This is a genomic window from Bradyrhizobium sp. USDA 4341, from assembly GCF_054063755.1.
Window position 1 is genome coordinate 1,353,142 of the sequence record NZ_JBSSGO010000002.1, and the last position, 24,972, is coordinate 1,378,113.

Below are 24,972 nucleotides of genomic sequence, written 5' to 3' on the forward strand. Positions count from 1 at the left end.
CTGTCCGCCGGCTGCACGAGGATGATCCGATGATCCGCAACCCCATCCCCTGGCCAAACGGTGCGCGTTGCGCCTGTGCGATCACGTTCGACGTCGACGCCGACAGCCTGATCCACATCGCGCGCCCGAAGGACTCCTTCGACCGGCTCTATCCGATCACGATGGGACGATACGGGCCGACCGTCGGCGTGCCGCGTATCCTTGAGACCTATCGCCGCCTCGGCCTGAAGCAATCGTTCTTCATGCCGGCCTGGACCATGCAGCGCTATCCGGATGCGGTGGAGGCGATCCTCAAGGATGGCCACGAGATCGGCCATCACGGCTACTTCCACGAGGATCCGACGGAAATTTCCTCGGCTGAGCAGCGCGAGGCCTTCGAACGCGCGCTCGGCATCCATGTCGCGATGACCGGGCGCAAGCCGCGCGGCTACCGCGCGCCGGTCTACAACGCCAACCAGACCACCATCGATCTCCTGATCGAGCACGGCTTTGTCTACGATTCGTCGCTGATGGCCGACGACATCCCGTACCAGATGCGCACCGCGCGCGGGTCGCTCTACGAGATGCCGCCGCACTGGGGATCGGACGATTGGCCGCCCTTCGCCCATTACGCGGAGATCGGCTACATGATGCCGGTCAAATCGCCGAGCGAAGGCCTTGCCGCCTCGTTCGAGGAGTTCGAGGCGGCCTATGAGGCCGGCGGATTCTGGATGGGGATCTGGCACCCGTTCCTGACCGGCCGGCTTGCCCGCTGGCGCGTCGTGGAGCGCTGGCTCGAAGAAATCGTTGCCGAACGCAAGGTCTGGTTCGCATCGCTCGAGGACATCGCCGCGCATCTCGACGGCCTGGTCAAGGCGGGCACCTACCAGGTCCGCGTCGAGACCCTGCCCTACTTCACGCGGCCCGTGTCATGACCTGTTCGGGAGCCGCCCGAAAGGTGGCTGCCTCGGCCCGCAGCCAGTCGATGAACGCCGTCACCGATTTGCGCCGGGCAGCGCTCGGCGCATCGACGAGACGATAGGCAAAGCCCGCAAGCGCGGGACCATCAAGCCGGCGCAGCGTGCCCTGACGCAATTGCTCGTCCACCAGCGCATCGCTGCACAACAGCGGCCCGAGCCCGCGCTCGGCGGCGTGCAACGCCAGCGGCTCCTCGCTGTACCATGAGATACGGAAGTCCCGGCCGGGATCATGATCGGCCCCCGCGAGCCAGGCCGACCACGCCGGCGAATCCAGCGCGGCGTTCTTCCAGCGGTAGGCCAGCAGCGAACGCGAACGGACGTCGTCGATGGCAAGCCGGGCACCGGGCGGACAGATCGCGCTCGCCGCAACCGCGATGTAGCGATCGCTGAACAGCACCGATGTCTCGCCGGCGCGGTCGACGCGTCCGTAGCGGATCGCCAGATCGACGCCGTCGGCACCCGGCGTCCGCACCTCTTCGGTCGCATCGATGTGGACGACGAGGTGCGGAAACGCCGCGTTGAAGCGCGCGAGCCGCGGCATCAGCCAGCGCTCGGCGAAGGCGCGCGTGGTCGATACCGTGATCGCATCGCCGTCGGCCGGCTGACGGATCGCGGCGAAGGCGCTCGCCATGCGGTCGAAGCCGTCGCGCAGCATGGGGAACACCGCATGGCCCTCCGCGGTCAGCACGACCGCGCGGCCTGAGCGCTCGAACAGCTTGTGGCCCAGAATTGCCTCGAGTTGCCGAACCTGGTGACTGATCGCCGTCACCGTGACACAGAGTTCATTGGCGGCGGCGGTGAAGCTCTCGTGGCGCGCCGCGGCTTCGAACGCGCGGACGGCATTGAGCGGCGGCAGCTTGCGCATGATTGGTTCTCCGCGCGGCCTGTATCAGGCGATGAGAAAGTGAGCGTCGGTCGGCCGCATGTCGTTCACCGGCACCATGTCCTGCGGACAGGCGGAGAACACGATGACGAGATCCATCTCCGCACGCAGCGCCACATACTGCCCCGCCTCGCTGACGGGCGACTTGAAGTCCAGTTGACCACCGTCGGTGACGGGTACATTCATGAACAGATTGAGTGGAGCCGGCGTCACCGCAGCCGACAGGCCGATCGCCTCGAGCGCGTGCGCCAAATTCTGTGTGCAATTGTCGTGATGGCCGGCGGCACCGAGCTGACGATAGCGGTGAATGTCGCAGGCCGCGATCAACGTGTCGTGGATTCCCGGCGTCGTGTCGGCGACGAAGGTAAGGATCGCGCGACGCCGGTTGGTGGTCAGCGTGTCGCCCACGCGCGGAACAAGCCGCAGCATCGATGCGCGGCTGTGCTCCATCGACATGAACTCGCCGGTGTCGCGGGCATTGAACGCCCAGGTATCGACCACCTGCTTGCCGTGGGTGTTGACGACCATGACCGTCTCCCCCGCATCCAGGCGAGCCGCCACGCCGTTGCGGGCTGGAATCAGACGGGCGCGGGTCAGATCGATGGTTGCTGCGGTCATTTGGTGCCTCCTCAATGGCTCGTTGCGCCATTGGAGCACCGCTCGTCATGTAATTCTAATAATATTAATTGTTCCCATTATAGCAGATTCGTATAGTCGCCCCATGCGCCTCAGACAGCTCGAATGCTTCCGCGCCCTGATGCTCCACGGCACCATGACAAGGGCTGCCGAACTGCTCGGCATGTCGCAGCCCGGCATCAGCACGATGATCGCTGGCCTCGAGCACGAGACCGGCCTCAATCTCTTCCTGCGCCGCGGCGGCCGCCTGCAACCGACCCCGGAAGCTAAGCTGTTCTATGTCGAGGCGGCGCGCGCCCTCGAAGCCGCCGAGAACGCAGCGCGCGTTGCGGCCGAGATCAGGTCCGGGCGGCGCGGCCACCTCGCGATCGCGGCCTATCCGAGCATTTCGATCAGCCTGCTGCCGCGCCTGCTGTCGCAGTTCGCCAGGGACAAGCCCGAACTGCAGATCAAGATCATCACGCGCAATTCCGCGACCGTCCGCGAGCTGATCTCGACGCAGCAATTCGATCTCGCGGTCGCCGAACTGCCGCTGGATTATCCGACCTCGCACATGGAGGTGTTCTCGTATGAGTGCGTGTGCATGCTGCCACATGCGCATCCGCTCGCGAAGCTCAAGCAGATCACCCCTGACGACCTCGACGGCGTCCCGTTCGTCACGCTGTTTCGCGGCGATCCGATCTACCAGCAACTGGCATCCGCCTTCTCCGAATATGGCGCGCGCTGGAACGTGGTGGCGGAGACCGAGTTTTTTTCGACCGCGTGCCAGCTCGTCGCCGAGGGCCGCGGCGTCGGCATCGTCGATCCGGTGGTGAGCAAGCCCTTCACCGAGGGCCTCGCCATCCGCCCGTTCAAGCCGAAGATCCAGTACCAGATCGCGATCCTCTCGCCGACGCATGAAGCGCCGTCGCAGATGGCGCAGGATTTCGCGAAACTGCTGCGGCGCGGGTTGCGGGGGTGAGTCGTGGTGGCGGCGCGAGACGCCTTGTCGGCATGCCCAGCGAAATGGGAGTAACGTGTCGAATTGAAGTTCGTGGAAGCGAGGCCCTTGGCCAGTCCGTCGTCTTCGCTTTCGCTGGCGCTCAAGCTACGCCGGACACGCTTTGCCCTGACAGGTCAGGCGTGGCTGCGCCACGCGTAGCCCGTCAGGGCGAAGCGTGGTGGGGGAGGCAGGACTCGAACCTGCGAAGCCATGAGGCGGCTGATTTACAGTCAGATTTTCAATAGGAAGTGGTGTGAACTGGGAAGCATTCCCCTTGCGTTTTTCACGGGCACAATGAAAAGGTGGCTGATTATTGGGAGCTGGAAAGCAGTCGGACGCACTCTCAGTGCTTCCCATATGCTTCCCAATTCGAGGGGCCGCCTACCATGAAATTCACCGAAGCCAACGTCAGGGCATTCAAGGCGCCAGCCGGAAAGTCCGACCACATTGAGTTTGACGAGAGCATGCCCGGCTTTGGCCTCCGGGTCCGGAGCGGCGGGCGGAAATATTATGTCGCTCAATACCGTATTGGTACGAAATCGGGTCGCATGACCCTAGGCAACGCCAGCAAGGTCAGCCTCACGGATGCCAAGGTCCATGCGAAGGCCGTATTTGACCTAGTCGCCCAGAAGATCAATCCAGCGACCCAGCGGAAGAAAGCGGTAGCCAAGGCGGCTAAGACCTTCGGCGTTTACGTTGACCCTTTCCTCGAAACCTTCAAGCCGGAATGGGCGGCGAAGTACTATAACGACAACAAGCGTGCGTTGAACGTCCATTTCAAGGCGCTCCACGGCATGGCGTTGGACGATATACAGATTGCAGACGTTGCCCTTGAACTGGCGGAAATCCGGAAGACGGGCACAACAACGATGAACCGCGCCCGTTCCGCCCTGTCCAAGTTCTTCAATTGGGCGATCGGCGAAGGTCACTGCACCCATAATCCGGTCGACAAGACGAACAAGGCTCCAGAGGTTCGACGCGACAGAGAGTTGAGCGGCAGCGAATTGCAACGTGTTTGGGCAGCGTTGGCCAACGACGTATTCTCCGATGACGAACGCGATGTCCTCAAGCTTATGGTGCTAACCCTGCAACGGGAGAGTCAAATTGGCGACATGAGCGTGTCCGAAATCAACGTTGCGGAAAAGCGACTCGAGTTTCCAAAGAGCCGGGTCAAGAACAAAAAGGGCGGAAAGCACATTATCCCCCTCGCCCCACTCGCCTACGAAATCATATCGTCGCGCAAGCTCGACGATCGAACGATGGTGTTCGGTAAGTGGGACACCGGCTTTGCCAACTACACGCACCTGAAAGAGAAGCTCGACGAAATCGTTAAATTCAACGAGCCGTGGGTTTTTCACGATTTGCGCCGCACCGGCAAAACCACAATGTCGGAAGACTTGGACGTGACGGGCGAGGTCTCAGAGTCGATACTGAACCACTCCAAGAAAGACATGGACCGTGTGTACAACAACGCGAACTATCTCCGTCAAAAGCTCGCCGCGCTGACCAAATGGGAAGAACATGTGATAAAGGTCGTGGAGGCCGGCTGAACATGGACCGCAAATCGCGTATCGTCTGGCTTCACTACGCACCTTAGAGTTCGGGGTGGAGAAAGATATGTCTTGGCTAAAGAATCTATTTTCTCCCTCAAACCTGTGGACGATTATACAATACGTTTGCCCGCCAGCGGCGGCACTCGTGAGCGCATGGCTTTCATGGTTCAAGGGGCTTCCGCCATCCGTCATCATGGGCCTGGCATTGATTGCGGCTGCTTGCGCAATCATCATTCTCGATGGGTCGAGGAAATGGCTTGACCGACGCAATTCGCACCTGTTGCGCATAATCGAACTCGAAGAACAACTTCGAGCCAAGATCAAGGTCGTCAGCTTCCAATGTGGATTTCTCCCGCTCATGGACAGTCGTGTTTTTGAGTTCGAAATCAAGAACGATTCGGGAGACGACCTGCAGAATTGCTTAGCGGTAGTAACAGATATGAGGCCGATTCGATCGTCTGGCCCGCGCGGCAACGAAGCCGACGACATGACCGCCATCTATAAACCGAATCTTCCACTGCCTCTGAGGACTGCAAGAAATCGAGAGAGAGATGGCGGCGGCCCGTTTCATCTTAGGCCCGGACAAACAAAAAAGATCAGCGTCTGTGCCCGCAAAGACGGAAACCCAATACTACACATGTTCTTCGAGCCGGGGAAAGACGAGTACATGTATTACATCCCCGGCTTTAAGAGTTGTGACCTGGAGGTAACGATATACGGAACTCGCACGCCGACAGTCGCGAATTTCCGATTGGCCTTGAATGCTCGTGACGAATTGATTGTCACCTACGATGGGCGGGCACCGGACCCGAATAGTGGGCCAGTCAGTATTCCCGCCGACCTCATCAGAACTGCGCATTTCAATTCTGCGAAACCGGCTCGGCCCAACATTATCTACGAGTACGAAGTAGCCCACCGGAAGTTGGAAGGCACACCACTCGCGTGGGTGGCAATTCCGCATCTTCGTTGGGCACCGCGAGGTGATGGCGGGAGAGATATTATTTCAATCAACATCGAAGGGAAGAATACTGGCGACAGGGAAATACGACTGAAAAACGCGTACTTGATATCTGGCATCACGGGAGCGCGTCTAGAAATGACGATAAAGGTCGTTGATGGACGAAACGTAATGCTCGTTCCCGTCAGAGACTCAGGGGTTATCCCACCAAACGCGCAAATCAATTTGTTCAGTGCCGAACTGAACGGCGACGATGGCATAGAAGAGTCGGAATTTTCAAAGCACTGGGCACCCTTTAGCTTCGTCTTCGAATTTGATGGAACGGAGCACCGCAAGGCGTACGGCCGCGATGTCGTTGCGGCTTCCATTGACGAAGAAAAGATCGATCCGGCCGAACCGCATATTAAGCTGGGTGGCAACAGGGGCTAGCGAGTCATCCACAGGTGCGCAACAGGCAAATACGACATGTCCGAGAATCCGCACTGCGATCACTGCGTTTACTCCGGAGGAGTTGGTCGTTCTGGGCCACCGGCCGGTGACGGCGGGTTAGTCCGCACGCGCTGCATTGAATCATGCTCCGTCGAGCAATCGCAAAACTACCGCGCGACGACAATTGATGCAGATTCGAACGGCTTCACTTCTTGACCTTGGCCAGGGTTGCCTTGTCTTTCCCGATACCTATTCGGTTGCCGATCATTCCTCCGGCGATGGCCGTGATAATCCAAGCCGATACGCCGATGGCCGCGCCCAGCGCGGCTATGCCTACTCCACCCAAAAATAGTCCTACGAATGCGCCGGCCGCGATTCCATAGATCGACCAATGGAATTCCTTCGGCCGCGCTTTTCGACCGCTGAGGATCACGTCGGCGCATCGTTTGACTACTTGTTTCATGTCTTTCCTGCAATTCCTGTCACTTTTAGATAACCCGGCCCGCAACGCCCGGCACTTCCTTTAGCGTTGTATCAGTACCGGAATTTCCGGCCACCAACCCGTGACTAATTGTAGCGACGGGTCCTTCATCATATCAAACAACAGAAACTGAAAATGATTTTGAACGACAAAGATGATTGCATTGAATCGATCGCTAGATCACTTGAACGAACCGCCGCTTGGCGCAGAACGCTAGTCGTCAAATTTCCGGACGATCCTCGAAACGCAAAGGCAGCCGAAGCCCTTGAGAAGCTGGCGCTTGCCGCAACTGATATCACTGAAGCACAGTGGTCAGAATTGCAGCCCAAGTTCGGCGGGTGGGAATCACAAACCTGGCGAAACGCTTTGAGCCAATCCGCTAGAGTTATCGGTTTTCAGCATCGCTCAGTGAACTTCAATTTCTTCGTGAAAATTCTGCTGCAAAATCTCACGGCAGAGAGTGTTTCCGCGTAAATGGCCCATTCAAGTTTGAACGGTTCGAGTCCCACCTCCGAACCAGTTCTGCTCAAGCAGTATAAATTGCTCGGTGCTGTTATCGATGCGCCGTGGGCAACGCGTTTGGATCACAAGATCGCACGTCACGTTATTGAAAGGTATTACGCGAAGTTCGGTAATGCTCGGGCCAGCCTGAGGTATCTAGAAATGGCAACCGGTGCAGAGCGCAATAAGATTATTCCGTCGTTGCGCCGGATCATCGAACACGGCGTAATCAGCGTTATCCGGCAAGGCATCGGGACACGGCCAACCGAATACGACCTGAATTTCGATTTTGCATTGAAGGCGGCTAGCGGTGTCTTAGACGGCACCTCTACTAGCGGTGCCCCTGAAGGCACCTCAAGGGGGGCCCCTGAAGGCACCTCTATGGTCCCTAGCGGTGCCCCTGAAGGCACCCAAACATACCTACGTAACATGCCTACAGGCATGCTTACGGTAGGTATACATGAAGATACCCCCGCCGTGCCTACGGCACCGCCCGCGTCCGGCCTAGAGGCCGACCCGGCGGCTTCGGCGGTGGACCCGGGAGGCTTCGAAGAGCTTTGGGCTGTCTTTCCTCGCAAACACCAGCGTGCCAAGGCACAGGCCGCGTACAGAGCGTTGGCGCCCTCATCAGCGCTACATGACGAGCTTGTGGCGAAGGCCACTGCTTGGGCCTCCCACTACCAGCAAACCGGCACCGAAAGGAAATGGTGGAAGCATCTGCACACCTGGCTCGCCGAAGAGCGATACCTGGAAGACTTGCCGGAGCCATACGAAAACCCAAAGGAGGCGGCCATAGCCCGCAACCGAGAAAACGGCCCGGACAAGGGCAAGCTGCAAACGGCTCCAAAAGATGTCGGGCTGTCATCGAAGACACCGATCGGTAGGCATCGGGTCAAGATCGTCGGAAGTGAAATCACTGGCGACAGCTTCAGTGAAGAACGACGACTAATATTCGCGTATCGCATTGAGGAAGGAAGACACGAGGGCACCGAGTTTTCACATGCCTTCAAACTTCTTTCTGCCGACGAAAATGTGCAACGTGAAGGTAGTGCATTCTTTACGCAGGTGCGGCAAGCCACCGGTCTTCTAGAGCCCGGAGACACGTCGGATTTCCACGGCAAGACTCTGCTGGCTACCGTTAAAGCGATGGGGCGCATCGAGTACGCAGCCCAGTAGAACTACAGGCCAGCCCGGTTATTGCGATCGGGTTGGCCTTCCCGGTGCCATCCCGACCGCCGCTGCCACGGTCAACGAACGTCTACTTGATGGGACTTCGGAAGTCCGCGCCTCGCGCCGACCAGAGCCGCTTCTGACCGGAAGCGGCCATTCGCCAGCGTCTTATGCGCAACAGCCAAGGCGATTTTCATCTCCCGTTTGAACCGATGGGATGTCGTCTCCCTGAGCTTGGGGTCGGACATCCAGTGCCGCGACATCACAGGCGTCGGTAAGCCGGGCTGCCATAGCGGAAGCTTTCCTGCCGCCTTGTCATGTTGCAACCCAGGGTCCATGATGTTCGTGCGGAGCACCCGTACTATGGCTGAAACCGAACTTATCTCTGTACATAGGGCAGAAACCCAAGCTGCGGGTGACGTAATTTTCGTCCATGGTCTGGAAGGCGATTCAAGCGGTAGCTGGGTTCTCGATCGCCCTAATTCGTGGGGCGAATGGCTAAGTCGGAATCGTCCGGACTTGAATATCTGGTCCTTGAAGTATGACGTGCACGCCTCCGAATGGACCGGACATTCCATGCCCCTGCCAGACAGGGCTCTAAACGTGCTTGCACTTTTTGACAACAAAAACATTGGGTCGCGGCCAATCGTGTTTGTTTGCCACAGCATGGGAGGTCTGCTTGCAAAGGAGATCATCCGACATTCCACGACAGTGACGCCGCGGTTCAAGCGAGTTGCTGATCAAACTAGAGGAATAGTATTTTTTTCAACGCCGCACGCGGGTAGCCACCTTGCTGGCATAGCTCAATTCTTAAAGTACGTGTTGCGGACGACAGCGTCCATTTCCGAATTAGCTCCGCACGAAGCCAGACTACGCGATTTGAACATTTGGTTTCGAAATAACTACATGCAGCTAAATATTCTTCCCTGCATCTTCTTCGAAACACAAAATACCGCCGGGGTTCGCGTTGTTGATGAAACATCGTCTGACGGTGGATACCCGAAATGTTCGCCAATCCCGATCGATGCGACCCACATAACTATCACTAAGCCGCGTAACTATAACCACATTACTGTTGGTCAGACGCTCAAACTGATCGATGAAGCCATTCCGAGTTTGTCCTACCGCTACAATCACGAAATCGACTTTCCGGATGTTGCAGAATTTTCAGTTTCTTCGATTCCCGCAGATAGTAAAAAGCCGCCGCCCAGCGGAAACGCATGGCGAGGAGCGCTCCAGGGTGCGCTGTGCCTTTCGCTAATTGTTATCGTGACCACCGCATCGCAAGTGTTTATTCAAGTGTTTATCGGCCAATCGCTTTTCGGAACTCGGCTACTCGTTACTGGAATAGCGGGTCCACTTATTGCAGGCATAATTGCAGCTACTTGGTTTCAAGTGAGACTGGAGTGGTCGAACCCGTTCCAGTTCTCTCTTGGGGGGATAGGTGGTGGAACAGTGAACGTTCTCAACCACACCCTGTATAATGATGAACGTCAACCAGTAGTTTTCGTGGTTATCACGTGTCTTGCGCTCGTAAGTTTTAGTGTCGCGGTAGCCATTTCGTGGTTCGCGCGACGAGTCTTGCGCGCCTGACCAGCCGAGTGTACCCAACTGACCTCCACTCAGCCGCTATGTTGCTTATGGCCCTTTCGGACCTTCCACGGCGTCAGCCTAAGTCCGCTCTGCGCCCCAAAGCGGACCATTCAAGCAACGCGTGCCACGAGAACGCAGTGGCGTTCGGCGACCCGCCTCGGCTCAGCCTGTATTTTCAAAAATTGTTTTTTCGGGACCCGTGCGTCCCTGGGGACCATTTCCTAGCGCACCGTCTGTATCGGCTCCCGCGCGCGACACGGGCAAGTGTCCGCAGCTAGATTTTGGCGCGAGATTCAGTTAGAACTCTGACAACGAAGAAGTGCACGCGGGTAGATTTTTGTACCGTTTTGCGCTAGAACACCGTCATTGCAATTAGGAACTGGCCGCATTTTTTCGCGGCCCCGGGGACACCACCAATCTAACCGAACGGCCAGCGCTCGCCTTGCGGCGGGTGACGACCTATTGCGCGACCTGACCAGCCAGAATGGCGGCGGGATTTTTTGAGCATTGAATTGAAAGTAACATGGCAAGAACGATTTCAGACGTAGTCCGCGTGAAGCGGGCCGAAACAGTTACACAGCACGACCAGGACACAGGCGAACTGACTACTGTCGCTGCTCCACGACAGACGGATGATCAAGTCCGTGCACTGGATGGCAAGCGAACCAGCCCCCGCGTCAACTTCCGCCCGAACGAACCTCTGCCTGTTGAGACGAAAGTAAATGTCTATGGCGACGCCCGTCAGCCGCCTGTCGCAAACGACAACAAACCACAACCCTATCCGCTGAAGGAAATGGCCGCCCGGGAAGAGTTGGGCGACAATGAATTTGAAAATCGGAGAAATTGGACCAACGCGGAGCTATTCCGAATCCATCTCGCCATTGCGCTAGGCGAACCGCTGCACGATCCCTTCAAGGATGATCCAACAGTGAAGAACCCGACCGCGCGTTATCTCTATGCTCGACAGGTGGTGGCTCTCGTTGAAGATTTTTTGGGTGATGGGTTCAGAGTGCTAAAGCAAGTCATGGTTGATTGCTGGTCCGCTCAAATGCTTGGTTTCGACCAAGGTCGCAAGGATCGTGGGCAGGCAAGCGCAGCCGGACAGGCCATGATCCTGGCGGCGCTACGTCAACTCACCCGGTTCTATGACAAGCTAGATCGGATTGAACAGAACGGCGAGTCTCCCAGATTTGTCATGCCGATGGTTGGGGCGTTCACGCTCCCACGTCCGGCCGTCTGTCATCCGCAGCGCGCAAAATCGTATCTGAACCAAACACCCGGACCGGTGAGACTGGCTGAACCGTGGGTGTCTACAGCACCCCCACCTAGCGTGGTACACTGAAAGTATGGATTGGCGTTTCGACGCTTTCCATACTTTCAATTCTTAAATCGACTTCACAGCGCACCGCCGTTTCCCCTTCGTAAGCGCTGTTCAGCGGCCACCTTCCGGATGACGGAGTGATCTGCGAGTCTGCGGTTCGGTTGGACCGTTAGGCTTAGAATGGACACAGTGCATAGCGCTATCACGGAGCCGGTGCGGCGGCTTGAGGTCTTCACCGGAGCCGGCCGCCGGCGGAAGTGGAGCGATGAGGACAAGGCGCGGATCGTTGCAGAGATCGTGGCGAGCGGCGACTCGGTCTGTTCGGTAGCCCGACGGCATGGATTGTCGCCGCAGCAGTTGTTTGGCTGGCGACGTCAGTTGCGAGAAGGAGCAGGCGGTCATTCCGAAATAGAAGAAGTACAGTTTGTGCCGGCGGTGATGGATGCCGCGGTGCCGGCGCCCGCTGTTGAGCGCAAAGCGGTGCGCTGCAAGGCCAAGGCGGATACCCGGGCTCGCCGTTGCGATGCCGGGATCATCGAGATCGAAGTCGACGGCATCACGATCCGGGCCGGTCGTGGTGCGGATGCGAGGATGATTGCGTCGATTGTCCAGGCACTGAAGGCGATCCGGTGATCGGCCCGTCGGGTGCGGTCCGGGTGATGGTGGCGACCAAACCGGTGGACTTCCGCAAGGGGATGGAAGGGCTCGCGACCCTGGTGCGCGAGAGCATGCGGGCAGACCCATTCTCGGGAGCTGTCTATGTGTTCCGGGCCAAGCGCGCGGATCGGATCAAGCTGGTGTTCTGGGACGGAACGGGTCTGTGCCTGTTCGCCAAGAGGCTCGAGGATGGGATCTTCCGCTGGCCGAAGATCGAGGACGGCGTGATGCGCCTATCGGCGGCGCAATTGTCGGCACTGCTGGAGGGGCTCGACTGGCGGCTTGTGCATGAGGCGCGAGAGACGCCGGCGCCAACGCAAGCCGGATAGCTGTTGGCAGCGCCGCGGCGAAGTGAATCAGGAGCGTGGGACGCGTGGCCAGATGGCGGCGAATATGCTCTGAATTGGGTGTGAGCGACGCCCTGCCTGACGATCCCGAGACGCTGAAAGCGATGCTGCTTGCCGAGCGGTGCGAGAGCGAGCGGCTGCGTCAAATCATCAAGGAATTGCAGCGGCATCGGTTTGGCCGGCGGGCAGAGACGCTGCCTGAAGATCAGATGCTGCTGGGACTGGAAGACGTCGAGCAGGTTGCCGCATACAACGAGACGGCACAGGACGTGAGCGCGCCTGAAGGCCGTGAGGCGCGGGCTCGCACGCGCCGCGGCAACCGTGGCGCCTTGCCGATGCACCTGCCGCGGATCGAGGTCGTCGTCGACATCGAGGGCAAGACCTGTCCCTGTTGCGAGGGCGAGTTACACCGGATCGGCGAGGATAGAAGCGAGCGGCTGGACCTGGTCCCGGCGCAGTTCCGGATCCTCGTGACCCGGCGTCCCAAATACGCCTGCCGGGCTTGCGAGGACGGGGTCATGCAGGCGCCGGCCCCGATTAGGCTGATCGAGGGCGGATTGCCGACCGAGGCCACCGTCGCCCACGTCCTGGTCTCCAAATATGCCGATCACCTGCCGCTCTACCGGCAGGCGCAGATTTACGCCCGCCAGGGCATTGAGCTCGATCGTTCGACGCTGGCGGACTGGGTAGGACAAGCTGCCTTCCACCTGCGTCCGCTGCATGACCGTCTGCTCGCCAAGCTCAGGCAACGGCCAAAGCTGTTCGCCGACGAGACGACGATGCCGGTGCTCGATCCCGGCCGCGGGCGCACCAAGACCGGTCAGCTCTGGGCCTATGCAGCGGACGATCGGCCGTGGGGCGGTGCCGATCCGCCGGGCGTTGCCTATGTCTATGCCCCCGATCGCAAAGCCGATCGGCCGATCGCCCATCTCGCAGGCTTCGAAGGGATCCTGCAGGTCGATGGCTATGCCGGCTATGGCAAGCTCGCCGAGCGTGGCGATGTCCAACTTGCATTCTGCTGGTCGCACATGCGACGTAACTTCTACGAACTTGCCACACCCGGTCCCGCGCCCATTGCCAGCGAGGCGCTCAAGCATATCGCCGAGTTCTACGCCATCGAAAGAGACATCCGTGGTCGCGGCGCCGAGGAGCGCCGTCTCGTTCGGCAGCAGAAAATCCGGCCGCTGGCGGAAGCCTTCGAGCGATGGCTCCGCGCAAAGCTCGCGTTGATCAGCCAAAAGGGCAAGTTGGCCGACGCCATTCGCTATGCGCTCTCACGCTGGGAGGGCCTGACGCGCTTCATCAATGACGGCCGCATCGAGCTCGACAACAACGTCGTCGAGCGCTCGATCCGTCCGATCACGCTGAACCGAAAAAATGCGCTGTTCGCAGGCTCCGACGGCGGCGCCGAGCACTGGGCCACCATCGCCTCCCTGGTCGAAACCTGTAAGCTGAACGACGTCGATCCGCTCGCTTACCTGACCGACGCCCTCACCAGGATCGTCAACGGCCATCCAAACAGCGACATCGATCAGCTGCTTCCGTGGGCCTATTGTCGTCAAGACCTCAAAGCTGTGGCCTGAGAACGACGCTTACTCCCCTTCAGCGGTGCGCTGGCTTCTTTTTTTGAATCAGTCGGCGCCGCCAACGGCGCAGGCTGCTTTCTTTCTGTGCCTATTAAACCTCCTCTGAGGTTCAATCATAAGGACTGCATATGCCCGCACGTGGCAAACTAAAAAGTGCCGCTGTAGTGGCGGCGACAAACATTCCCATCGAAACCTTTAACCGGTGGCTCGATCGCAAGGTGATTGGCCTGTCGGGCGATGATGTCCCCGGCGATGGGCGAGGCAAGCCGCGTCGGTTTGGTCTCCGTACCATCACCAAACTTGCAATCGCGCATAAGATCGCACGCCTTGGCATTCCGGCAAACATAGCCGTATCTCTAGCCACAAAATTCACCGACGAACCGCAGCGCGGTCGAGAGATTGGTTGCCCATTCCCGGCCGGCAGAACCGTGATGACCGCCACGCTAGACGGCGCGGCAACGATCCATAACGTATCTCCAGACGGCGACGTTGACTCAATCCTCAAAAACGAAGCCGCCTTGGTAGTTGATATCGGGTCGATTATTGAAAACTTGCACTTCCGACTGGACACGACAACCCGATGAAAACTATCCCCAAGCCTACCGAACTTAATCCCCGCATTGCCGAGCTGGAAAATAAGCGCAACAGTCTGCAAGCCGAAAAGACCGCAAAGGTAGCCGAAGCGGCAATCATTCGCGCTCGAATTCAAACGGCACCAAGCAATGGTAACGCTGCCGACAATAGGGTGCGCTCTATCTTGGGCCAAGCACCGCTCCCAGATGCTGATCCCGATATGCCTCGCCTGGATAAGCTACTCTTAGAGTTGAGCGACCTAAATAAAGCGATCGGCATACTCGATAGCGAGATTCGCAATCAGCGAGATATCGGGTCGCGTCTGGTGTGTGACGCCGTCAAACCAGACGTGATGAAGCGAGCCAAAGCTTTCGCAAAGGCTCTTTTTGATCTGCATGCAGCGCACACCGACTATGATCGATACTTGGATGAGGTCGAGAACACGTCAGCTAATATCTCGAGTCTAAATCGAGTGTTCCTTAGCTTCTTAGGTTCGTCCCGCGATCCGTGCGGTGGATATCATTACAGCATGCGCGAATTTGTCGACGCTGGCGTCATTGACCGATCTGACATGCCGCAGGCCGTCCGTTGAATTATCTAATCGGATTCGACACATCCGCTCATGATCGGATGGTTAAGAAATACGCTCGATATCTCAAAGGTCATTCCAGGCCAGCCACAGGGGAACGTGAAGCGGATGAGCCCCGGCTCTGCGTCGAAGGATTAGCCGTTCTCATGAACGAGCCTATCGGCACGAAGACGGGAGAGATACTTGTCTTCGAAGACTGTGCGTTCGATGCGCACTTCGCGAGCAACAGCCGAACAGAGATGTGGCTCGCGCACGATTCCACCGAAGTAATCTGCTCAACAAATAGCGGTTTGGAGTTTGCCAATACTGAAAGTGGCCTCGCCTTCCGCTTTCCCCTCGACAACAAGCGTTATGCGGACACGATTAAGCAGATGGTTGCAAGCGGCAAGCAAGCCGCCGTTTCTGTGGGAATCATGCGCACAAAAGAACGCACGGAGATGGTCGGCCGCCACAAGGTGATCTTTATTGAAAGTGCCGAGTTAAGAGAATGCTCGCTTGTGGCGGCAGGCGCCTGCACGCAGGCCTTCGCCCGCCTGATCGACGCCAATCATAGCCCGTCTCTCAGGGACAGCGTCAACTCGATGCCGTTCCAGATAGACAGCGGAATGCATAACGCGAAGACCCAGCGGGAGAAGAACGCGACCCGCATAGAGTCATTGATGGAGCGGCTTAGCGCGTTGGACGGCGGTCGCCGAGATACACTCTCGGCAGGTCCGAGGTCGGATGCCGGGCCGAACAGGCGATGGTCGCTCGCCGATAGCAACCGGCGTCGAACCGAAGAAACGGAACGCCTGGCCGCTCGCGCCAGATTGTTGCATTGCTTCTAACGACGCGGGTTGCCGCGATCCCTGCTGGTCAAGAACGGGCACCAGCAGGGACGCGCTCTCCATGAGGTAGGGGGCACCCTGAAAGTCTAGCGGCTTTAGGCGCCTCCAACCGGAGTGGTCCTTCATACGCACTCCCGCAATTCAGAACTTTCTCTCTACTTTTTAGGATTTTATGATGCCGCGTCCACGCACGCCGTTGGCCAAAGCCAGCGCAACCGGCCGGATACTACACGACCCAAAGCGCTTTAAGGCGAGGAAAGACCCGCCCTCCAAAGGCCCGCTAGGTAAGCCTCCCAAATGGATAAAAAGCGCACCTCAGATCGAGGCATGGAACACGTTTGCTGACGAATTACCGTGGCTGAACCATTCCCATCGCGCCCTGGTCGAAATCGCCAGCGAGATTCGCGGAAGGCAGATCACTGGTGAGGAACTGAGTGTAAACGCGCTCAACCTGTTGCGGCTCACGCTCGGTCAGATGGGCGGAACGCCTGTCGACGCCAGCAAAATCACGCTGACCGACGATGGCCAAGGCGATAATGATGACCCCTCAAAGAAATACTTCTAGAAAGAACATCATCTACAGGCTGCTGCAACGGTTCTGTTTCGCACGCGTCTAAAGTGCGAAATCGGAGGTTTACGCCGCTAGTGCTGCTCGTCATATTCATCGATCATCATCCCGATAAACAGTAATCCTTCCACCGACCAGACGCCGTCATCGCAGTCGTGCCCGATAATTTGAAAACCCGGACTTCCTGTTACACCCTTGAACGTCTTTGCAACCCTAACTGCATGTCGAATGGCCGAGTCCCAATCGTTAAACTCGGCCGGAGGCCAAACAGGGTCGGCATCCACAATGAATACGGCGTAGTCTGACATCTGGCTAAGCCCAGCGATACACGAACTGCAGCCGCAAGCTTAACATAACCACCCAACGCAGGAACTAATCTCGTGTACTCAAAGACACGCCTAGCAACGATGCTTTGACCGTCGTGGCCGCCACAGTCCGCTTCAAGGCCTTCGAAATCTTGGCGACACCGAGGCCTTTCTTGGCGAGCCCCTTGAGCTTGTGAACGTCGGTTGCCGTCCATACGCGCCTAGCAACGGTCTTCTTTTTCTTTTTCGGCATGTGCTCCTCGCATGTGAGGCGGCCTTGTAGCACGTCCCTTTCGTTTATCAACACGCGCCGCTTTCGCCGCACGTCCACCACCGAATTCAACTTAGGAACGTTGATGAACAAGCACGAGCGGACCGAATTGGTCAGGGACCAGTCAACGTGTGACTTGAGAAAGGCGCATCAAGCAATTCGAAGATAGTTTCTCCCGCGACGTCGCGATCAAAAATTAGAGCGATGATGCGCACAACCGCAGTCGAATTGCGAGTTCAAGTTGAGAGAGAGTGAAGAACACCCCGATGGGCTCTTGATCAGTTGCCGAAAGGGCACGTGACATCCCTCAAGTTCGCGAAAGCCATCCTCAGCCAGCAATCAGCGGCACAACATATCTTGTCATCAAGCCTACGCCCACGGTCCCTAGCGCAAATAGCCCGCTCCACAAAAAGGGGCGACGCCGCGATGCAGCGCTAATCGTAAACAGTAGAAGCAACCCGCCCCACCATTTGCCGAAGTTCTTCCTATATTCGGCTGCCTGCTTGGCTATCTCGACCAAGTCCGACAGACCCTCGCGCTCAACCTTGGGTTTCTTCCTGGATTCCGGACGAGCGCCATCATCCACCCTCTCGGGTAGTTTCGTCTTCGCCATAGCGATTCCTCAATCGAGGGAGCCTAACTGAAGCTCTACAGCCAGATGGTTGTTGCCTAATATACTCTAGCGCAAAACCGGTTCCAGTTTCGTTCTCAAAGCCTTAGGATTCGAACCCCCTCAAGGTTTTTGAATCAGCAGCACCTGAGCCCGCCCAATATAGCCGAAAAGGTGAACCCTCTGTCATCAAACGGCAAGGGGCAGAACTCGCGTTCCGCCCGTGCCCTATATGTATGAGCTTGCTAAGCGATCTTGCCGGCTTGAGCACCGGTGTCCACTTCGCCGTCGGGTACCGCGTTAATATTCTGACAATAAAAAAGCGCCCCATAGGGCGCCTTCGGTTAACTCGGTCGCAGAGCGAGTCAGTTGGAGCCTCTGCACTCGTACGAGTGCCAGCACGATGACAATGAGTAGTGGTCAAGGTGCCGGTACGCGCGGATTATCCTTCCCAATGTTCGCCAACGGCACGGATAGTGCACTTGGCGGCTGGTCTATCGTCGGAGAGAAAGGCCCTGAGTTGATGGACGTGCCGAAGGCGCGCAAATTCTTCCGAACGGCGTTTCACCAGGCGGCGGCGATGTGCACGTGTCTTTCGCGCCATCCTACAACGTGCAGGGTTCTGGTCCGGAAATCGCGGCTCTCAAGGCTCAGATGGCGCAAGATCGCGCCGAATTCGAAGACAGAACAATTGCTGCAGTTCGCAAGGCGAAGGCGGGTCGGAATCTGTAGGCCTTAGCTTTATCGCTGACGCAGCCCAAGCGAGAATCGTCGAGACCAAACACCCGAGCGGGTATAACTTGGCTTCGACGATTCGGGGGGGGCGGAATGACGGTTGTGGTCACGGTCAAGATAAATGACGGGATAGTTCTCGCTGCGGACAGCGCCGTGAGCTTCTTCGACCCAGCAACTGGAAATCCGTTGAAGATTTACAGCAACGCCAACAAGGTCTTCAACCTCGTAAAGGGCCTTCCGATCGGTGTAATGTTTTGGGGTGTTGGCGGCATCGGGTCGGCATCTGTTGCAACTCTCGCGAAAGACTTGCGCAGGCGTTTGGCTGGTGAAGACAAAAACCACACCGATTGGAAGCTGCCCGACAACTACACAATGGAGTTTGTCGCTCAGCAATTTCGAAAGTTCTTTTTTGAGGAACGCTTCATCACGGAATATGGGACGGCCGCTCCGAAAGACTATTTCCTTGGCTGCAAGATTTGCGGCTATTCTACTGACGCCGAACTGCCGGAAGTATGGGACGTGAAGATAATTGGCGACAAGTGCGCCGAGCCAGAACGAACTCAGACAAAGGAGTCCTTCGGTCCCAGGTGGGACGGCGAATACGAAGCGTTGGACCGGCTCATTTTAGGAATAGGCACCGGTACTCGTGAATTTTTGAAAAAGGAAGGTTTGAGTGAGGCGGATGCTTTTGCGGCGACGACCAAAATGGTCAACGCTTTAAGCGTTCCAGTCGTGATGGCCGCAATGCCTATCCAAGATGCTATTGACCTCGCTACCTTCATGGTAGAAACGACCATAAAGTTTGTACGGTTTAACTTCCGCGCTGAAACCGTAGGGGGCGCTATCGAGATTGCTGCAATTACCAAGCACGAAGGTTTTAAATGGGTTAAGCGAAAATTCTTCTACACTGAGGAGGTCAATCCTTGACTTGGGTCGCAACACTTGTCCGCAACAACAGGGGCGATGACGAGCGCTCGTCCGAAAGGGCTACTGTTCCGATCTTTCCTTTGTTTAAGCAGGAATGGGAAGCTCGCATTCCTCAAAGTGCCGGAACGCCCGAGCAGGCGACCGACACGAGCCGATCGCCATTTATGTGCCTAGCCGCAAAATGACGCTGGCGGCCCTGTTCTATCGCTGATGTCCGAGCCCGATTCCAAGATGCAACGCCTTCTGGCGCAGTGCGCCGACAGTGCGCTTAGTTAGCTTCGCGATCTTGACGACAGGCGTACGTGCCTTCGAGTGCGCCTTAAGGTCTTTGATATCTGCCTTAGTCCACTCACGCCGCTTCGCGCGTTTCTTGGTTGCTTTCTTCGCCATGGGAGGCTCCTTTGATTTAGGAGCGGCTTGTAGCATAACTATTCTCAAGTCTTCGTGACTGTCGGGGGCGGTGGAAATTTATCGGAAGGCGAGCTTGGCTGGAAAGGAGAAATCGCCAGCGATCGCTTCCCCAGCAATAATTCGATAGCCAAACTTCGGATGGCGTTCTGCTCTGACTCGACATTAACCCACGCCTGCGGAGCGTATGAGTATCGGGCCAGCTCACGCTTATCGAGCGAATAGCCCAAATGCTTACCAATCTCAAACATCATGTCGTTGAACGCATCGTCACGAGCGTCAACGAACTTCTTAATTTCATCGTTCGATGAATTCGGCGGAAGCAACGGTCCGCCGAGATTGTCAATGTATTTCTTGTACGCAGCTATGACCTTTTCGTCGTCGTGAAATTCAGTCTGGATGACATTTAGCGCGGTCACGTGGTCTGGAGCCAACGTTACGCGCCTTGTTCGCATCAGAGCGTGAAAAGTACGGTACTTGTCGCGCCGCTTCTCTCGCACCTCCTCAAGCCTGAGCGTTAGACGTACAGCAACGATTGGCCCAACAACGATCGCAATGGCGGTGATGACCAAAATTGCCAGATTAAGCCAATCCTTGAATTGCATGCACCAAAATCCGGCGGGGCAGTCCATCATGGAACGTCCTTTAATTTCTCAAACTTCGCGTTGACGCGACCAAGAGGCGTGTCGATCGTTACAACACGGCCGTCAGCGAAATTGCTGGGTAAGTCGAGTTTCATATTCACTCTGGTTAAACCGGTTGCGGGCGGTGCTCCTGTAATCAACGGAACACCGGGTGGCAGGATGTAGGTTAATGTGCCGTCTAGGCTACCGTCCTCGGAGACAACGTAGTTTCCCTCGTACTTCATCATGCCCACGTCAACACCCGCCAACACTCCATCCCCGATATAGAATAGGCCGATCGTCTGTCCCGCTACGCCGGTGAGATAGGCTGCATATAGGGCCTTCATGAAACTCCGTGCTCCGTTTGCTAGTTGGCCTTGTCGGCAACTCCGGTACTACGCTCTACGGTTGTTTTCGAATTGACACGTATCCGACCGCGGTTGCAAGAGACTCCCTCCACATGCAGGGGTGAATTCACCAGTCAAGCATCCAACTACCGCCGTCCGGCGCCCTTCTCGCTGATACATAGCGGCCATTGTTCATCAGGTATCCAACAAAGCGCACGTCGTCAGACGGTTTGCTCTCAACAACGTCGCCGGACTTTCGCGACGCGAACAGAGACGCAAATTCTTCGTCTGAGATTTCACTGTCGGGGTAATTTTCGCGATCGAAGAAAACCACTCCGCCTTCGATGAAGTCGACTGCATAGTACGGCCCGACTTTGGGACAGCTTGGTAGGTAGAACTTCTTGATGAACGGATCACTCTCGGCGGCCTCACTAATGAACTGCGCCCCACGAGTGTCCTTTATCGCCCACCAATGCTCAGGTCGAAAGAATCCGAACTGCGAACTTATGATTTGCGCTAATAGTTTAATCGCATCTAACGCGCACGCACGTTGCTCGGCGTAAACACTTTGGTCGAAGTGTATTAGCCGATTGCGGAGGCGTCCTAATTCAAGAAATGTCTTAGGGACATCACCACGCAGAACATTCCATGAGTTTAGAATTTTGACGGCGCGATTCCAGTCGTCGAATGAACTCTTCCTATAAACCGTCTTAAACTCTGGCGTATGCGAATGATCCGCCCGAAGGTCGATAATGAGATGATTGAGTATTCGTTCGGCCAGGGCGCACGCGCCCGTAGCTGCCGGATAATATGATCCAACGACGAATGCGCTTCGAGCCTGCTGAAAGAAGCCGTTGTGGTACGAGATTATCGAAAACGGCATGTTGCCAAGATCACGAAAATTCTGAATCTTCGTTTCTAGATGACGTGAGCCAAATTCTAGCTCCAGCCCTTTGATCGTTTTTTCTTTGTTTTCTCGGTGGAGGGTCTTGACTTGATCGCTCCAAGACTCGCCCTCGTCCGCAAGCGTCAACGCTCGTGAGTCAAAGTGGATCGGAAATACTAGGTGCCGTTTCATCTCGCTAGACTATGGTGGCATGCGCGCCCGTGGTACTAATTTTAGCTACTCAACCTCAGATTTTGACAGAAAAGCTGGCGGCGAGCCTGAAGGAGCAGAACCCGTGTTCTCGCGAAGAACGATCCAAGCTCTGCTTGACAGTGTGGGCCCGCTCCTTCCCGCAAGCGATCTTGCCGAACTCGCAACGAGGCTAAACAGCCATTCTGAGAGTCTAGCCGCCATTTGGGAAATATCAGTTTGCTACGGTCTTAGCCGTATTGGCGGTGTTTCCTACCAAGTTGTTCTTCCCAGCGGCAAAAAGCCAGATGTTGCATTCACGCCTCAGGGCAGCCCCACAACCTTGTTCGTCGCTGATGTAACTACGGTGTCGGACGACGGCTATCACGAAGAAAACCAAGTTGATGCGTTTTCTCGTGACTTCGCCACTATTGTACAGCGATTTGGACTGGACCCCAGCAAGTTTGGCTTTCAGATCGAGTCTACGAAGATCGGAAATAGAGTTTGGCTGCTCATACCAGAGCCAAACGATCGCTTGGAAAGTCTAAAAAGATATCTTGGTCCATTCTTGCGTCAATTGAACGACGACAGCTCCGCCAAGCGCGAGTTTGCGATTGCCGAGCCTGACTTTGCCATCACCATCACATACGATCCTCTGCAAAGGTACATGACCTATGGTCATCGAATGTACAATCAGGCGCGGTCCATCAATCAGAACCCGCTTTGGAACAGGCTCGATAAGAAGGCGAAGCAACTTAGAACCGCAACCGGCATAACTGGAGTAATTGTTTGCGATGGCGGCTGCTCAGTCTTATCTGGGAATGCTGGACGAGATATCGGTGCCTTCTCCGCAGACGACATAATCCGAAAGTTCCTAAGAACCAGCTCGTCTGTTGATTTTGTCTGCGCGATCACCTCGAAGCGCAAACCTGGAATGAGTCGCGATTGCCAGTTTATAAGCCACATATGGACGCGTGACGCTGCGGTAAGGCCGCAAATTGAGCCCATACTGAACGGAATGCTCGCGAGTCTGCCGTCGCCAATCTTTGACGCACAGAACGCTGCGATTCAGGCTGCGCAGAAGACCTTTAATTCCGGCGCCCGTACAGATTTTTCCTTTGGCATTAGTGGAGATAGAATCTTGTCAGTCAGCATGTCCGCCCGTAGGCTTCTGGAAATCTTAGCTGGCAAATACTCTCCGTCAGACATTGACGAAATATGCGGAGGACTAGTCGAGCCCAACGTTTCGGGATTTCCAAATCCCTTCAAGCGCGCGCTTGCCAACGGTCAACTGATCACTGATGTTTCTGTCGAGTCCATCGGCGGCAGAGATGACGACCGTATCGTAATTAAATTTGGGCAGCCTGACCCTGCAGTATCGGCGTTTCGAGTTAAGCTCGGCATCTGAATGGCTCAAGTTGCCCGCGCCGCGTAGTGCAGCGTTAGGCCGCAGATGACGTCCTAGCTGGATTTCAGCGCTATGGCACACCGCCCTTGCCACCACCACCGATCGAATGCGGCTTGTTCAAAAAGAAGTCCCGGTTGCCAAGAGCGGACTCGGCATACTGGTCGATCGCCACGATGATTGCCTGGACGTGCTGGTAGCGCCACCCCTCACGCGACCCTAGGCGCCGGACTTCGGCAAGCGCTTTGATCCACGGTGGATTATCCGCGCTGTCGTCGTACCACTGCATTATCAACTCCGGCCGCCAAGCACATTCTTGGCCTTGGGCGCTGGCAGCTCCTTCTTGAGGCGGTCTCGCTGGGCGCAAAGATCATCGATTTTGGTGTGCATCCGTCCAAGAAGGTGTTCGGCTGAGGCTGTCGAAAGACCAGCTCGCTGAAGCTGAAGAATCTCTTTGCGCTGGCGCCCAACCTGGACGCGCATGTGTTCGATTTCCCGTCGGACGTAATCGAGGTCTGGCATTTTAGGCCCTTTGGATCGATGCCGACCAATAAGAACAAAAATAGAACGATGTTGCAAGCGCCGAAAGCAATAAGCACTCCAATGGCTTGTTGACCGATAGGACCACTGGTCCTATTTTATCAATTATTTCAATGGCTTGCTTGCGTTGCTGGCCGCGACGTGTCATATTGTGCCGTGGGACGAGTCGTCCTAATGGGGGGTAAGTCCAAGATGACCATTCACGTGAACCCGGTTTCCGGGACCGAACAGCCGTGTCTTTTTGAGACCGGCGCGTATGCACGAACCTCGGATGGAACTGTTTATATCCATGGTTGCGAGGGCGGCCGCTATCAGGCCGTTCGCACAGATCGCGATGAGGAAGGTGAGCACCATGCCAGCGAACTAACGCCTTGGTCGCCGCTATTCGGTGAAGGTGTTGTTGAAGCTGGCACCGAGGGCTGCATCACAGGAATCGTCGTTGAAGCTCGCGACACCACCTCGCTGGTTAAATGGCCCGGCTTCGTCCGTCTACAAACCTGGCTCAACACTGATCTTGAGCCCGCTTGGACGAGCTGAACGTTTTGCCCCTACCACATCCCCGCTCGTGTGATTTAGCGCGAGCGGTTTCTATTTTTCAGAGGAGCTGATTTTGGAGTCACCTGTAGCTGCCAACGACAATCAGAAGCCGGTCAAGCTGCTTCGATATTGCGAACTAAACGACACGCGCGGCATCACCTATACCCGCCGTCATCTCTACACGCTGGAGGCCGAGCGCAAGTTTCCTAGACGCGTTCAGCTTGGCGAGAACCGCGTGGGTTGGATTGAGTCGGAAATCGACGAGTGGATTGCACAGCAGGCCGCTAGGCGCGCCGCGTAGCGGCTCATTTTCTGATGCTTCCCATATGCTTCCCAAATCTCGGAAGCGCGCAGCTACTGGGAAGCACCCACCATGTAAGATATTGAAATTGCTGGTGGGGGAGGCAGGACTCGAACCTGCGAAGCCATGAGGCGGCTGATTTACAGTCAGCTCCCTTTGCCACTCGGGACACTCCCCCGTCCAACAGCATCGAACCGGCCGCGCGAGTGGCGGCGGACCGGTCATCGAAATGACGCTGATAACCGGCCGACCCGAAGCGGGTGCGCGGTCGGGCG

The 24,972-nt window shown here is 56.8% G+C and carries 30 protein-coding genes and 1 tRNA gene; 19 read left to right on the top strand and 12 right to left on the bottom strand.

Annotation, left to right across the window (positions count from 1 at the left end; translation table 11 throughout):
• The first annotated feature begins 29 nt into the window (after nt 1–29).
• Nucleotides 30–914 carry a polysaccharide deacetylase family protein gene (locus tag ACVIGB_RS12305; protein WP_456722493.1) on the top strand — a complete coding sequence of 295 codons (885 nt, stop codon included), beginning with the start codon at nt 30–32 and terminating at the stop codon, nt 912–914.
• Here the strand turns inward: ACVIGB_RS12305 and ACVIGB_RS12310 are convergent.
• Nucleotides 895–1,824, bottom strand: coding sequence for a LysR substrate-binding domain-containing protein (locus ACVIGB_RS12310; protein ID WP_456722492.1), 930 nt, complete (start codon nt 1,822–1,824; stop codon nt 895–897). The two genes, ACVIGB_RS12305 and ACVIGB_RS12310, sit on opposite strands and share 20 nt — an antisense overlap.
• Nucleotides 1,825–1,848: 24 nt before the next feature.
• Nucleotides 1,849–2,460, bottom strand: coding sequence for a DUF1989 domain-containing protein (locus tag ACVIGB_RS12315; protein WP_456722491.1), 612 nt, complete (start codon nt 2,458–2,460; stop codon nt 1,849–1,851).
• 103 nt (nt 2,461–2,563) lie between these two features.
• Between ACVIGB_RS12315 and ACVIGB_RS12320 the strand changes: the two genes are divergently transcribed.
• The 3 genes from ACVIGB_RS12320 (at nt 2,564) to ACVIGB_RS12330 (ending at nt 6,400) form a co-directional block, all read left to right on the top strand.
• Nucleotides 2,564–3,439: a LysR family transcriptional regulator gene (locus tag ACVIGB_RS12320; protein WP_456722490.1), complete on the top strand. Its 876-nt coding sequence runs from the start codon at nt 2,564–2,566 to the stop codon at nt 3,437–3,439.
• 407 nt (nt 3,440–3,846) lie between these two features.
• Nucleotides 3,847–5,010 carry a tyrosine-type recombinase/integrase gene (locus tag ACVIGB_RS12325; protein ID WP_456722489.1) on the top strand — a complete coding sequence of 388 codons (1,164 nt, stop codon included), beginning with the start codon at nt 3,847–3,849 and terminating at the stop codon, nt 5,008–5,010.
• A gap of 67 nt (nt 5,011–5,077) precedes the next feature.
• On the top strand, nt 5,078–6,400 hold the full coding sequence (locus ACVIGB_RS12330) for a hypothetical protein (RefSeq protein ID WP_456722488.1): 1,323 nt from the start codon (nt 5,078–5,080) through the stop codon (nt 6,398–6,400).
• A gap of 205 nt (nt 6,401–6,605) precedes the next feature.
• On the opposite strand, the gene ACVIGB_RS12335 is transcribed toward ACVIGB_RS12330, so the two are convergent.
• Nucleotides 6,606–6,863 (bottom strand): hypothetical protein, encoded by a 258-nt coding sequence (locus tag ACVIGB_RS12335; RefSeq protein WP_456722487.1) that lies wholly within the window; start codon nt 6,861–6,863, stop codon nt 6,606–6,608.
• A 153-nt stretch (nt 6,864–7,016) separates the two neighbouring features.
• Here ACVIGB_RS12335 and ACVIGB_RS12340 point away from each other — a divergent pair, with 153 nt between their 5' ends.
• The 11 genes from ACVIGB_RS12340 to ACVIGB_RS12390 all read left to right on the top strand — a co-directional run bounded on the left by ACVIGB_RS12340 (nt 7,017) and on the right by ACVIGB_RS12390 (nt 16,610).
• Complete coding sequence (locus ACVIGB_RS12340; RefSeq protein ID WP_456722486.1) at nt 7,017–7,355, top strand: hypothetical protein; 339 nt, start codon at nt 7,017–7,019, stop codon at nt 7,353–7,355.
• Nucleotides 7,356–8,558, top strand: a complete 1,203-nt coding sequence (locus ACVIGB_RS12345) for a hypothetical protein (RefSeq protein WP_456722485.1) — start codon at nt 7,356–7,358, stop codon at nt 8,556–8,558. It begins immediately after the preceding gene.
• 357 nt (nt 8,559–8,915) lie between these two features.
• A complete protein-coding gene (locus tag ACVIGB_RS12350; RefSeq protein ID WP_456722484.1) occupies nt 8,916–10,145 on the top strand; it encodes an esterase/lipase family protein in 1,230 nt (409 codons plus the stop codon).
• A gap of 523 nt (nt 10,146–10,668) precedes the next feature.
• Nucleotides 10,669–11,487 carry a hypothetical protein gene (locus tag ACVIGB_RS12355; RefSeq protein ID WP_456722483.1) on the top strand — a complete coding sequence of 273 codons (819 nt, stop codon included), beginning with the start codon at nt 10,669–10,671 and terminating at the stop codon, nt 11,485–11,487.
• A 192-nt stretch (nt 11,488–11,679) separates the two neighbouring features.
• Nucleotides 11,680–12,099 (top strand): IS66-like element accessory protein TnpA, encoded by a 420-nt coding sequence (gene tnpA, locus ACVIGB_RS12360; protein ID WP_456718265.1) that lies wholly within the window; start codon nt 11,680–11,682, stop codon nt 12,097–12,099.
• Entirely contained in the window at nt 12,096–12,452 is a 357-nt protein-coding gene (tnpB, locus tag ACVIGB_RS12365) for an IS66 family insertion sequence element accessory protein TnpB (RefSeq protein ID WP_456718266.1), read from the top strand. Before tnpA ends, tnpB begins: the two co-directional genes overlap by 4 nt.
• A gap of 122 nt (nt 12,453–12,574) precedes the next feature.
• The gene (gene tnpC, locus ACVIGB_RS12370; protein ID WP_456724947.1) at nt 12,575–14,053 is read left to right on the top strand and encodes an IS66 family transposase; all 1,479 of its coding nucleotides are present in this window, start codon (nt 12,575–12,577) and stop codon (nt 14,051–14,053) included.
• Nucleotides 14,054–14,184: 131 nt separating this feature from the next.
• Nucleotides 14,185–14,640 (top strand): hypothetical protein, encoded by a 456-nt coding sequence (locus tag ACVIGB_RS12375; RefSeq protein WP_456722482.1) that lies wholly within the window; start codon nt 14,185–14,187, stop codon nt 14,638–14,640.
• Entirely contained in the window at nt 14,637–15,221 is a 585-nt protein-coding gene (locus ACVIGB_RS12380) for a hypothetical protein (protein WP_456722481.1), read from the top strand. Before ACVIGB_RS12375 ends, ACVIGB_RS12380 begins: the two co-directional genes overlap by 4 nt.
• 38 nt (nt 15,222–15,259) lie before the next feature.
• Nucleotides 15,260–16,045 carry an HK97 family phage prohead protease gene (locus ACVIGB_RS12385; RefSeq protein ID WP_456725193.1) on the top strand — a complete coding sequence of 262 codons (786 nt, stop codon included), beginning with the start codon at nt 15,260–15,262 and terminating at the stop codon, nt 16,043–16,045.
• Nucleotides 16,046–16,220: 175 nt separating this feature from the next.
• Nucleotides 16,221–16,610, top strand: coding sequence for a hypothetical protein (locus tag ACVIGB_RS12390; RefSeq protein ID WP_456722480.1), 390 nt, complete (start codon nt 16,221–16,223; stop codon nt 16,608–16,610).
• Nucleotides 16,611–16,687: 77 nt separating this feature from the next.
• On the opposite strand, the gene ACVIGB_RS12395 is transcribed toward ACVIGB_RS12390, so the two are convergent.
• The 3 genes from ACVIGB_RS12395 to ACVIGB_RS12405 form a co-directional block, all read right to left on the bottom strand.
• Complete coding sequence (locus ACVIGB_RS12395; RefSeq protein ID WP_456722479.1) at nt 16,688–16,921, bottom strand: hypothetical protein; 234 nt, start codon at nt 16,919–16,921, stop codon at nt 16,688–16,690.
• A gap of 64 nt (nt 16,922–16,985) precedes the next feature.
• A complete protein-coding gene (locus ACVIGB_RS12400; RefSeq protein WP_456722478.1) occupies nt 16,986–17,171 on the bottom strand; it encodes a hypothetical protein in 186 nt (61 codons plus the stop codon).
• Between the two features lie 346 nt (nt 17,172–17,517).
• Nucleotides 17,518–17,802, bottom strand: a complete 285-nt coding sequence (locus ACVIGB_RS12405; protein WP_456722477.1) for a hypothetical protein — start codon at nt 17,800–17,802, stop codon at nt 17,518–17,520.
• A gap of 825 nt (nt 17,803–18,627) precedes the next feature.
• On the opposite strand from ACVIGB_RS12405, the gene ACVIGB_RS12410 reads away from it, so the two are divergent.
• Nucleotides 18,628–19,461, top strand: a complete 834-nt coding sequence (locus tag ACVIGB_RS12410) for a hypothetical protein (RefSeq protein WP_456722476.1) — start codon at nt 18,628–18,630, stop codon at nt 19,459–19,461.
• Nucleotides 19,462–19,662: 201 nt separating this feature from the next.
• On the opposite strand, the gene ACVIGB_RS12415 is transcribed toward ACVIGB_RS12410, so the two are convergent.
• The 4 genes from ACVIGB_RS12415 to ACVIGB_RS12430 all read right to left on the bottom strand — a co-directional run bounded on the left by ACVIGB_RS12415 (nt 19,663) and on the right by ACVIGB_RS12430 (nt 21,872).
• Nucleotides 19,663–19,851 (bottom strand): hypothetical protein, encoded by a 189-nt coding sequence (locus tag ACVIGB_RS12415; RefSeq protein ID WP_456722475.1) that lies wholly within the window; start codon nt 19,849–19,851, stop codon nt 19,663–19,665.
• 44 nt (nt 19,852–19,895) lie between these two features.
• A complete protein-coding gene (locus tag ACVIGB_RS12420; RefSeq protein ID WP_456722474.1) occupies nt 19,896–20,474 on the bottom strand; it encodes a DUF6680 family protein in 579 nt (192 codons plus the stop codon).
• A 26-nt stretch (nt 20,475–20,500) separates the two neighbouring features.
• On the bottom strand, nt 20,501–20,839 hold the full coding sequence (locus ACVIGB_RS12425) for a hypothetical protein (protein WP_456722473.1): 339 nt from the start codon (nt 20,837–20,839) through the stop codon (nt 20,501–20,503).
• 127 nt (nt 20,840–20,966) lie between these two features.
• Nucleotides 20,967–21,872, bottom strand: a complete 906-nt coding sequence (locus tag ACVIGB_RS12430) for a hypothetical protein (RefSeq protein WP_456722472.1) — start codon at nt 21,870–21,872, stop codon at nt 20,967–20,969.
• A gap of 64 nt (nt 21,873–21,936) precedes the next feature.
• Here ACVIGB_RS12430 and ACVIGB_RS12435 point away from each other — a divergent pair, with 64 nt between their 5' ends.
• Nucleotides 21,937–23,322, top strand: a complete 1,386-nt coding sequence (locus tag ACVIGB_RS12435; protein ID WP_456722471.1) for a hypothetical protein — start codon at nt 21,937–21,939, stop codon at nt 23,320–23,322.
• A 70-nt stretch (nt 23,323–23,392) separates the two neighbouring features.
• Here the strand turns inward: ACVIGB_RS12435 and ACVIGB_RS12440 are convergent, their stop codons facing one another.
• On the bottom strand, nt 23,393–23,608 hold the full coding sequence (locus ACVIGB_RS12440) for a hypothetical protein (RefSeq protein WP_456722470.1): 216 nt from the start codon (nt 23,606–23,608) through the stop codon (nt 23,393–23,395).
• A gap of 443 nt (nt 23,609–24,051) precedes the next feature.
• Between ACVIGB_RS12440 and ACVIGB_RS12445 the strand changes: the two genes are divergently transcribed.
• Together ACVIGB_RS12445 and ACVIGB_RS12450 are read left to right on the top strand one after the other, a co-directional pair.
• Nucleotides 24,052–24,396 (top strand): hypothetical protein, encoded by a 345-nt coding sequence (locus tag ACVIGB_RS12445; protein ID WP_456722469.1) that lies wholly within the window; start codon nt 24,052–24,054, stop codon nt 24,394–24,396.
• A gap of 73 nt (nt 24,397–24,469) precedes the next feature.
• The gene (locus tag ACVIGB_RS12450; RefSeq protein ID WP_456722468.1) at nt 24,470–24,697 is read left to right on the top strand and encodes an AlpA family phage regulatory protein; all 228 of its coding nucleotides are present in this window, start codon (nt 24,470–24,472) and stop codon (nt 24,695–24,697) included.
• Between the two features lie 92 nt (nt 24,698–24,789).
• On the opposite strand, the gene ACVIGB_RS12455 is transcribed toward ACVIGB_RS12450, so the two are convergent.
• Nucleotides 24,790–24,875 (bottom strand) — tRNA-Tyr (locus ACVIGB_RS12455).
• Nucleotides 24,876–24,972: the final 97 nt, after the last annotated feature.

Bases quoted from the DNA above. Each gene is read 5' to 3' on its own strand.
- ACVIGB_RS12305 (WP_456722493.1), top strand. From the start codon at position 30: ATGATCCGCAACCCCATCCCCTGGCCAAACGGTGCGCGTTGCGCCTGT.
- ACVIGB_RS12310 (WP_456722492.1), bottom strand. From the start codon at position 1,824: ATGCGCAAGCTGCCGCCGCTCAATGCCGTCCGCGCGTTCGAAGCCGCG.
- ACVIGB_RS12315 (WP_456722491.1), bottom strand. From the start codon at position 2,460: ATGACCGCAGCAACCATCGATCTGACCCGCGCCCGTCTGATTCCAGCC.
- ACVIGB_RS12320 (WP_456722490.1), top strand. From the start codon at position 2,564: ATGCGCCTCAGACAGCTCGAATGCTTCCGCGCCCTGATGCTCCACGGC.
- ACVIGB_RS12325 (WP_456722489.1), top strand. From the start codon at position 3,847: ATGAAATTCACCGAAGCCAACGTCAGGGCATTCAAGGCGCCAGCCGGA.
- ACVIGB_RS12330 (WP_456722488.1), top strand. From the start codon at position 5,078: ATGTCTTGGCTAAAGAATCTATTTTCTCCCTCAAACCTGTGGACGATT.
- ACVIGB_RS12335 (WP_456722487.1), bottom strand. From the start codon at position 6,863: ATGAAACAAGTAGTCAAACGATGCGCCGACGTGATCCTCAGCGGTCGA.
- ACVIGB_RS12340 (WP_456722486.1), top strand. From the start codon at position 7,017: ATGATTTTGAACGACAAAGATGATTGCATTGAATCGATCGCTAGATCA.
- ACVIGB_RS12345 (WP_456722485.1), top strand. From the start codon at position 7,356: ATGGCCCATTCAAGTTTGAACGGTTCGAGTCCCACCTCCGAACCAGTT.
- ACVIGB_RS12350 (WP_456722484.1), top strand. From the start codon at position 8,916: ATGGCTGAAACCGAACTTATCTCTGTACATAGGGCAGAAACCCAAGCT.
- ACVIGB_RS12355 (WP_456722483.1), top strand. From the start codon at position 10,669: ATGGCAAGAACGATTTCAGACGTAGTCCGCGTGAAGCGGGCCGAAACA.
- tnpC (WP_456724947.1), top strand. From the start codon at position 12,575: ATGCTGCTTGCCGAGCGGTGCGAGAGCGAGCGGCTGCGTCAAATCATC.
- ACVIGB_RS12375 (WP_456722482.1), top strand. From the start codon at position 14,185: ATGCCCGCACGTGGCAAACTAAAAAGTGCCGCTGTAGTGGCGGCGACA.
- ACVIGB_RS12380 (WP_456722481.1), top strand. From the start codon at position 14,637: ATGAAAACTATCCCCAAGCCTACCGAACTTAATCCCCGCATTGCCGAG.
- ACVIGB_RS12385 (WP_456725193.1), top strand. From the start codon at position 15,260: ATGGTTAAGAAATACGCTCGATATCTCAAAGGTCATTCCAGGCCAGCC.
- ACVIGB_RS12390 (WP_456722480.1), top strand. From the start codon at position 16,221: ATGCCGCGTCCACGCACGCCGTTGGCCAAAGCCAGCGCAACCGGCCGG.
- ACVIGB_RS12395 (WP_456722479.1), bottom strand. From the start codon at position 16,921: ATGTCAGACTACGCCGTATTCATTGTGGATGCCGACCCTGTTTGGCCT.
- ACVIGB_RS12400 (WP_456722478.1), bottom strand. From the start codon at position 17,171: ATGCCGAAAAAGAAAAAGAAGACCGTTGCTAGGCGCGTATGGACGGCA.
- ACVIGB_RS12405 (WP_456722477.1), bottom strand. From the start codon at position 17,802: ATGGCGAAGACGAAACTACCCGAGAGGGTGGATGATGGCGCTCGTCCG.
- ACVIGB_RS12410 (WP_456722476.1), top strand. From the start codon at position 18,628: ATGACGGTTGTGGTCACGGTCAAGATAAATGACGGGATAGTTCTCGCT.
- ACVIGB_RS12415 (WP_456722475.1), bottom strand. From the start codon at position 19,851: ATGGCGAAGAAAGCAACCAAGAAACGCGCGAAGCGGCGTGAGTGGACT.
- ACVIGB_RS12420 (WP_456722474.1), bottom strand. From the start codon at position 20,474: ATGCAATTCAAGGATTGGCTTAATCTGGCAATTTTGGTCATCACCGCC.
- ACVIGB_RS12425 (WP_456722473.1), bottom strand. From the start codon at position 20,839: ATGAAGGCCCTATATGCAGCCTATCTCACCGGCGTAGCGGGACAGACG.
- ACVIGB_RS12435 (WP_456722471.1), top strand. From the start codon at position 21,937: ATGCGCGCCCGTGGTACTAATTTTAGCTACTCAACCTCAGATTTTGAC.
- ACVIGB_RS12440 (WP_456722470.1), bottom strand. From the start codon at position 23,608: ATGCAGTGGTACGACGACAGCGCGGATAATCCACCGTGGATCAAAGCG.
- ACVIGB_RS12445 (WP_456722469.1), top strand. From the start codon at position 24,052: ATGACCATTCACGTGAACCCGGTTTCCGGGACCGAACAGCCGTGTCTT.